Origin of the sequence: Rhodococcus sp. R1101 (genome assembly GCF_000278445.1) — a bacterium.
GTDB classification, from domain to species: domain Bacteria; phylum Actinomycetota; class Actinomycetes; order Mycobacteriales; family Mycobacteriaceae; genus Rhodococcus; species Rhodococcus gordoniae.
In genome coordinates, this window is the sequence record NZ_AJVB01000216.1 from 1 (window position 1) to 6,378 (window position 6,378).

Genomic DNA, 6,378 nt, shown 5'->3' on the forward strand with positions numbered 1-6,378 from the left:
CTTCATCACCAACGGAATATCGTGCTCGACAAGGCATATCGCGAGGCCGTCCTGCGCGAGATCGCCGAGCAGTGCGGCGAACGCCTCGGTTTCCTGCTCGGTCTGCCCGGAGGCGGGCTCGTCGAGCAGCAGCACGCGCGGCGATGTCATCAGCGCCCGCGCCACCTCCACCACGCGCGCGCGGCCGGTGGGCACGTCCGAGACGTCGGTCCCCGCGATATCGGTCAGGCCGGTCAGTTCGAGCAGGCGGTCGGCTTCCTCGTCCACATCGACCTTGTTGTGGCCGTTGGCGTTGTGGATGTCACCCGCCACCCGGAGGTTGTCCCGCACGGACAGCGATACGAACAATTCGAGGCGCTGGAACGTGCGGGCCATGCCCATGCGGGCCCTCTTGTAGGGCGGCAGCGACGTGATGTCGCGGCCGTCGAGGAAAACCTTGCCGGCCGTCGGCCGCTGCAAACCGGTGATCGTGTTGAACAGTGTCGTCTTCCCGGCCCCGTTGGGCCCGATCAGCCCTGTCACGGTTCCCGGTGCGATTCCGATGCTCACGTCCTTGACGGCGACGTGACCTCCGAATCGCACGGTGACACCCCGTGTTTCCAGAATCGATGTCTCAGCCATGGGAAATCAGTTCCTTCTCCGTCCCGGTGGGACGAGCCGACAGGTACTCGTCGATGCCGAGTTCACGATCGATCTCGTCCCGTGCCTGCGCACCGTAGGGTTCGTCGACGCCGATCCGCTCGGGGATCAGCGGCGCGCGCCGCTGCGCTTCCTCGGCACCGAGTACCGCTTCGGGCATCAGCCACTGCCCCATCACCGGCAGCATGAACACCGTCACGATCGTGATCGACGCGAACCACCAGTTGTCGAGGACGCCGGTCAACGCGAGCAGGTAGGACACGAGCACGACCGCAGCTCCACCGACCAGTACGGGTTTTGCGTTCCTCAGTCCGCGGTAACCCTCGACCATCTGATGGACACTGCCGCTCGGGTTGGCTGCGACCCCGATACCGATGAGGGCGGGGCTCACTGCGGCGACGTTCCCGAGGAACGTCCACATTCCGGCCAGTTCCGGTTGTTCTGCAGCAAGATTCGAGAACGACACCATGATGACGGCGAAACCGATACCCGACATCAGACCACCGAACAGCGCGCCGGAGACGTATCCGATGCCGGCCACGACGGTGAGCATCAGCACCGACAGGCTCACCATGATCGAGAAGCTCTCGTTCGACACCGAACCCATCGCGCTCGACATGAACAACCCACCCAGCCCGGCGATACCCGCCGACAGGGTGAACACGCCGAACTTGAGACGCACCAGGCTCTGGCCGAGCATCGCGGCCGCCGCGGGACTGTCCTTCATCGCCGCGAGTCGGCGCCCGTAGCCGCTGTTACGCAACGCGATCACGCCCACGCCGAGAACAGCGAAGAGCACCGTCATCGTCATGAGGAAGGTCGTCTCGTTCCGCAGGTCCAGCGGCCCGACCTTCAGCGGTGGGATCGCGATGTTCCCGTCGGTGAACAGCGAGAACTCGACACCGAACAACTCGTGCCGGGTGGTGTCGCGCAGCACCATGTTCGACAGGAACACCCCGAACGCCATCGTGGCCAGAGCAAGATACAGGCCGCGCAGCCGCAGCGCCGGCAGCGCGATGAGTCCACCGATGACGGCGGTGACGGCGACGCCGAGCGCCACGCCCCACACGTTCAGGTGGGCGGCCAATCCGGTTCCGGAGATACCGAAGTGGAATGCCACGATCGTCGCGATCGCCCCGAACGACACCGGCGCAAGGTTCATCTCGCCCGCGTAGCCGGTCAGGAGGGTCAGCGACAACGCGATGATCGCGAAGGTCATGCCGATCGTCAGGGTCGTGATCGCCGACGTCACCATCAGCAATCGGACGGCGTAGACGATGACGACGAGGGCCACCGCCCAGGCGATCGCCTTGCGCACCGACGGCACGTGGTACCGCTCACGGGTGCGGGTCACGGCACCGCGCAACCGATCCTGGGGCAGCACGATGAGAACGACGAACAGCGCGATCATCGGTAGCGAGACGCGCAGGTTCGACGTCCACGTCCACGCGGTCGGGAAATAGGCCAGCACGTAGGTGGCGGCCAGGCCGAGGAACAGAGCGCCGGCGAAGGTGCGCGGGATGCTGCGCAACCGGCCGAACATCGCTGCCGCGAACGCGTCGATGACGAGCAACGTCAGCATGTTCGCTTCGAGGGTGCCACCGCTGATCGGTGTCACGAGGATACCGGCGAGCACCGCGAGGGTCGAACCCATCATCCAGGACAGCGCCGCAAGCCGGTCGGGGTCGTGTCCGTTCAGACGCAGCAGGTCGGGATCGTCGACCACGGCCCGCATCGCGACACCGGCGCGTGTGCGGACGAACATCACGCGCAGCCCGACGGCGATGAGCACGGCGGCCGCGATGCAGATCAGCTCGTGGTAGCGGACGGCGACGCCGAACAGTTCGATCTTCGCCTGGTCGCCGAAGAACATGGACATGGTGCGGGCGGTCTCGGGATGCCAGAACCAGTGCGAGATCGAGAGCATGCCGAGCAGGATCGACACCGTGACCACGATCTTGGTGACCTCGGCGGTGTCGCGCATGCCACGCATGATCACGACGTAGAGCAACAGACCCGTCAGCGGGCCGAGCACGCCGAGGACGATGAGCAACGCGACCGGCGTGGGCAGGCCCCAGCCGTAGCGCAGTTGCCAGTAGACGAACGCCCCGAGCATCGCCTGCGCGCCGTGCGCGAAGTTGAAGATGCCGGACGTGTTGTAGGTGAGAACGAGGCCCGATGCAGCGATCGCGTAAACCGATCCGAGCACCAACCCCACGATCGTGAAGGTCAGAAAGGTGTCCATGCGAGTACCTCTGGTCGGGGTGCCGGCGGACGTGTGTCACGTCCGCCGGCACCGGCCCGCGGATCAGACGGTCGGTCGAATGACGTTGGGATTCAGGTATTTCGTCGCGATGCGGTCGGGCCCCAGCTCGGTGCCCCAGGTGCTGGGATCGGTCGCGACACTGTAGCGGTCGTCGCACTTGAAGGTGCCTGCCTCCGCCGGGAACGCCTGGGTGTACTCGGCGCCTTCGAGCTTCACGACGAGACCGCAGGTCGCGGGCATGTTGTTGCCGGGATCGGTGACCGCGTGCAACCCGCCGCCGTCCCATTCGTGGATCTGGGAGAGTTCGTCGACGACACACTGACGGGTCAGATCCGATCCGCACGCGTCCGCGGCGGTCGCCCACAGCAGGAACGAGGAGGTGGCCTGCATGCCGAGCAGCGCGGTCTTGCCGTTCTGCTTCGTGACGAGCTCGACGTACTTCTTCACGGCCGGTACGGCATCGGCGTTCTCGATCATCTGGAAGGTCATGCCGGCATGGAGATTGTCGAGCAGGCCGTTCTCACCGTTCCAGGCCTGGGCCGCGTTGCCGTACCAGGTGGCCTCTCCGAGCAGGATCGGATCGATGCCGGCCTGGTCGAGTGCCTTCACGAAGTTGAACTCGGCCGGAACCGGAGAACGCGAGGTCCACAGGCCCTTGACGCCGCACTGCTTGAACTTCTCGGCGAAGGGCGCGTAGCTCGACTCCCCTTCGTAGTTGAGGGTGACACCGCAGTTCTTGAGCGTGAAGCCGGCAGCCTTGGCGATGGACCGGATCTTGGTGCTGGCCGAGATGATCGTGGGCATCGTGCTGTCGATGACGTCGAACTCGCCGAGCAGCTCGGGGTACATCTCGGCGATCTGGAACCACTGCGAGCCGTTCGCATAGTCGACCGGGAACGGGACGCCCTGATAGGTCATCGGGCCGTTGGCCGCATCGGGAGACACGGTGAAGGCGGGAACCGCGGCGAGATTGCACGCGACCCGGGTCTGCTCGGAGGTCTGATCCATGGCGAAGCCGTGCCCGACCATCATGAACTGGTTCGCACACGCGTCCTGCATCACGGCGTTGGCCTGCGTCATCGCGGCGTCGTAGTTGGTGCCGACGATCGTGCGGCCGTTGATGCCGCCCTGCGCGTTGCACCAGTCGATCATGGCGGTGACGGCGTCACCCATCTCCTTGTTCAGGCCGGCACTCTTGACGAAACCGCGATCGTCGCCGTAGCCGATGCGGATCTCGGTGTCGCTGACCCCCTGATCGGTGTTCCCCGACGCCTCCCCGGGACCGCAGGGGGAGGCGAGCGTTCCGAACGACGCCTCGGCCGACTGGCCGGCCACGGCGGCGCCGGCCCCTGCCGGAGCGAGCGCGCCGGCCGACGGGTCGGCACCGCGGTCCGACGCACACGCGGACGTCGCCACTACGATGGCGAACAGGCCCGCCATCGATTTCGATGCAGCACTGAGTTTCACGACGATGTACTCCTTCGTCTCGGTCTGGGCCGAGGCGCGATGAGGGGGCGCCGGACTGTAGGCCGGGTGCCGCGAAGGTAGCCACCTCACCGAGTGAGACCTGGACCACTCCCACTCACCGAGACGGATTTGTGACAGTCGACACAGCACGTACGATCGGTGCACTCGGTCACCCGCACAGATGCCCGCGCTCCGGCGTATACCCTGCTGCGCGACCGATACGTGCGGGACCCCCAGAAAGGCAGATCCTTGACAGCACCAGCGGATCTGCAGCAGATGCTGCAGAATGTCGTTCTTCGACTCACCGGCCCCGGCGGCCGATTCGAGCTCGTGGACGAGGACGTACGCGGTAACCGCATGCAGGTGATGCGCAACCGCGGCAGACGGATCGGCGACCTCGTCGCCGAATCCCGGCGGTGGGGCGATCGCGACTACCTCGTCACCGCCGATCGCCGGATCTCGTTCACCGAACACGCCGATGCGGTCGCCGCACTGGCCACCGCACTGCGTGACGACTACGGCGTGCGCAAGGGTGATCGTGTCGCCGTCCTGGCCGCCAATTCGCCCGAATGGATCGTCACCTTCTGGGCCGCCCAGTGCCTCGGCGCGATCGCGGTGGGACTCAACTCGTGGTGGACTCCGGCCGAGATCGCCTACGGGGTGGATCTCACCGGGCCGAAGGTGATCGTCGCCGACGCCAAGCGCGCCCAGCTTCTCACCGCGGCCGACGCCTCCGGCTACGAGCTGCTCACCATCGAGCAGGACGTGCCGCGGATCGTGTCCGAGAAGGCCGGCTCGGAACTGCCGTCCACCGACGTGGACGAGGACGATCCGGCGGTCATCCTGTTCACCAGCGGGACGAGCGGGCGCCCGAAGGGTGCCCTGCATTCGCATCGCAACGTCCTCGCCGTGGTCGACTACCACCGTTTTTCGGACGCGCTGGTCGCGGGGATGTACCAGCGCCCCTACGACGACTCGGTACCCAGCGAGAGCCGGTACCTGCTGGTCTCGCCGCTGTTCCACATCGCGAGCCTGCACAATCTGGCGGTGCCGCGACTGGCGACGGGCAGTGCCGTCGTCATGACCGAAGGCGCATTCGACGTCGACAAGGTGTTCACCCTCATCGAGCGGGAGAAGGTGACCAACTGGGGCGCTGTGCCGACCATGGCCGCGCGCATGCTCGAGCACGAGAACCCCGACAGGTACGACCTGTCCTCGCTCACGGCGTTCGCGCTCGCGTCGGCTCCGTCCTCCCCCGCGCTGAAGCAGCGGTTGCGCGAGAAGTTCCCCTTCGCGGAGCAGGCGCTGGTGGACAGTTACGGACTGACCGAATGCAGCACGGCCATCGCCGTGGCTACGGCTCCCGAACTCGAGGCGTTCCCCGGCACGCTCGGCAACCCGATCATCACGGTGAGCCTGGAGATCCGTGATCCGTTCGGTGAGCGGGTACCCGACGGCACCGAAGGTGAGGTGTGCGTCCGCAGCCCCTACGTGATGCTCGGCTACTGGGAGGACCCGGACGCGACCGCAGCCGCGATCACCGCCGACGGATGGTTGCGCACCGGGGATTACGGCACGGTCGAGAACGGCCGCCTGCGGTTGACCGGGCGACGGTCCGATCTGATCCTGCGCGGCGGGGAGAACGTATACCCGACGGAGATCGAACAGCGCCTCGACGAACATCCCGACGTCGTGGAATGCGCCGTGATCGGCGTCGAACACGACGATCTGGGTCAGGAGGTCGCAGCTGTGGTGGTGCTGCGGTCCACCAGCACCGTCGGCGAGGACGAGCTGCGGTCCTTCTGTGCCGAGCAGTTGGCCTACTACAAGGTCCCGACCGTCTGGCGGATCACGCAGGATCTGCTCCCGCGCAACGCGACCGGCAAGATCCTCCGGCGCGCGATCTCCGTCTGAGTGCGCGGGGCACCGCCCCGCGCACTCAGCCGTCGAGCCCGAACAGTGCAGTGGCATTCGCGCGGCACACCGCGCGAATCCACTCACTGTCC

Annotated in this window: 4 protein-coding genes; 1 reads left to right on the forward strand and 3 read right to left on the reverse strand. The window is 66.3% G+C overall.

The genetic code is table 11. The annotated features are described in order from the left end of the window. From R1101_RS0114030 to R1101_RS0114040, 3 genes are all read right to left on the reverse strand, one after another. Positions 1–621: ABC transporter ATP-binding protein (locus tag R1101_RS0114030; RefSeq protein ID WP_026003264.1), on the reverse strand; the 621-nt coding region annotated here is incomplete at its 3' end. Then, positions 614–2,884: an ABC transporter permease gene (locus R1101_RS0114035; RefSeq protein WP_016934045.1), complete on the reverse strand. Its 2,271-nt coding sequence runs from the start codon at positions 2,882–2,884 to the stop codon at positions 614–616. The genes R1101_RS0114035 and R1101_RS0114030, both read right to left, overlap by 8 nt. A gap of 63 nt (positions 2,885–2,947) precedes the next feature. After that, positions 2,948–4,345: an ABC transporter substrate-binding protein gene (locus tag R1101_RS0114040; protein WP_016934046.1), complete on the reverse strand. Its 1,398-nt coding sequence runs from the start codon at positions 4,343–4,345 to the stop codon at positions 2,948–2,950. Between the two features lie 276 nt (positions 4,346–4,621). On the opposite strand from R1101_RS0114040, the gene R1101_RS0114045 reads away from it, so the two are divergent. Beyond that, the gene (locus R1101_RS0114045) at positions 4,622–6,286 is read left to right on the forward strand and encodes a class I adenylate-forming enzyme family protein (RefSeq protein WP_026003266.1); all 1,665 of its coding nucleotides are present in this window, start codon (positions 4,622–4,624) and stop codon (positions 6,284–6,286) included. The last annotated feature ends 92 nt before the right edge of the window (positions 6,287–6,378 follow it).

Excerpts from the sequence above, each read along its gene's own strand:
- R1101_RS0114040 (WP_016934046.1), bottom strand. The coding sequence starts at position 4,345 with ATGGCGGGCCTGTTCGCCATCGTAGTGGCGACGTCCGCGTGTGCGTCG.
- R1101_RS0114035 (WP_016934045.1), bottom strand. The coding sequence starts at position 2,884 with ATGGACACCTTTCTGACCTTCACGATCGTGGGGTTGGTGCTCGGATCG.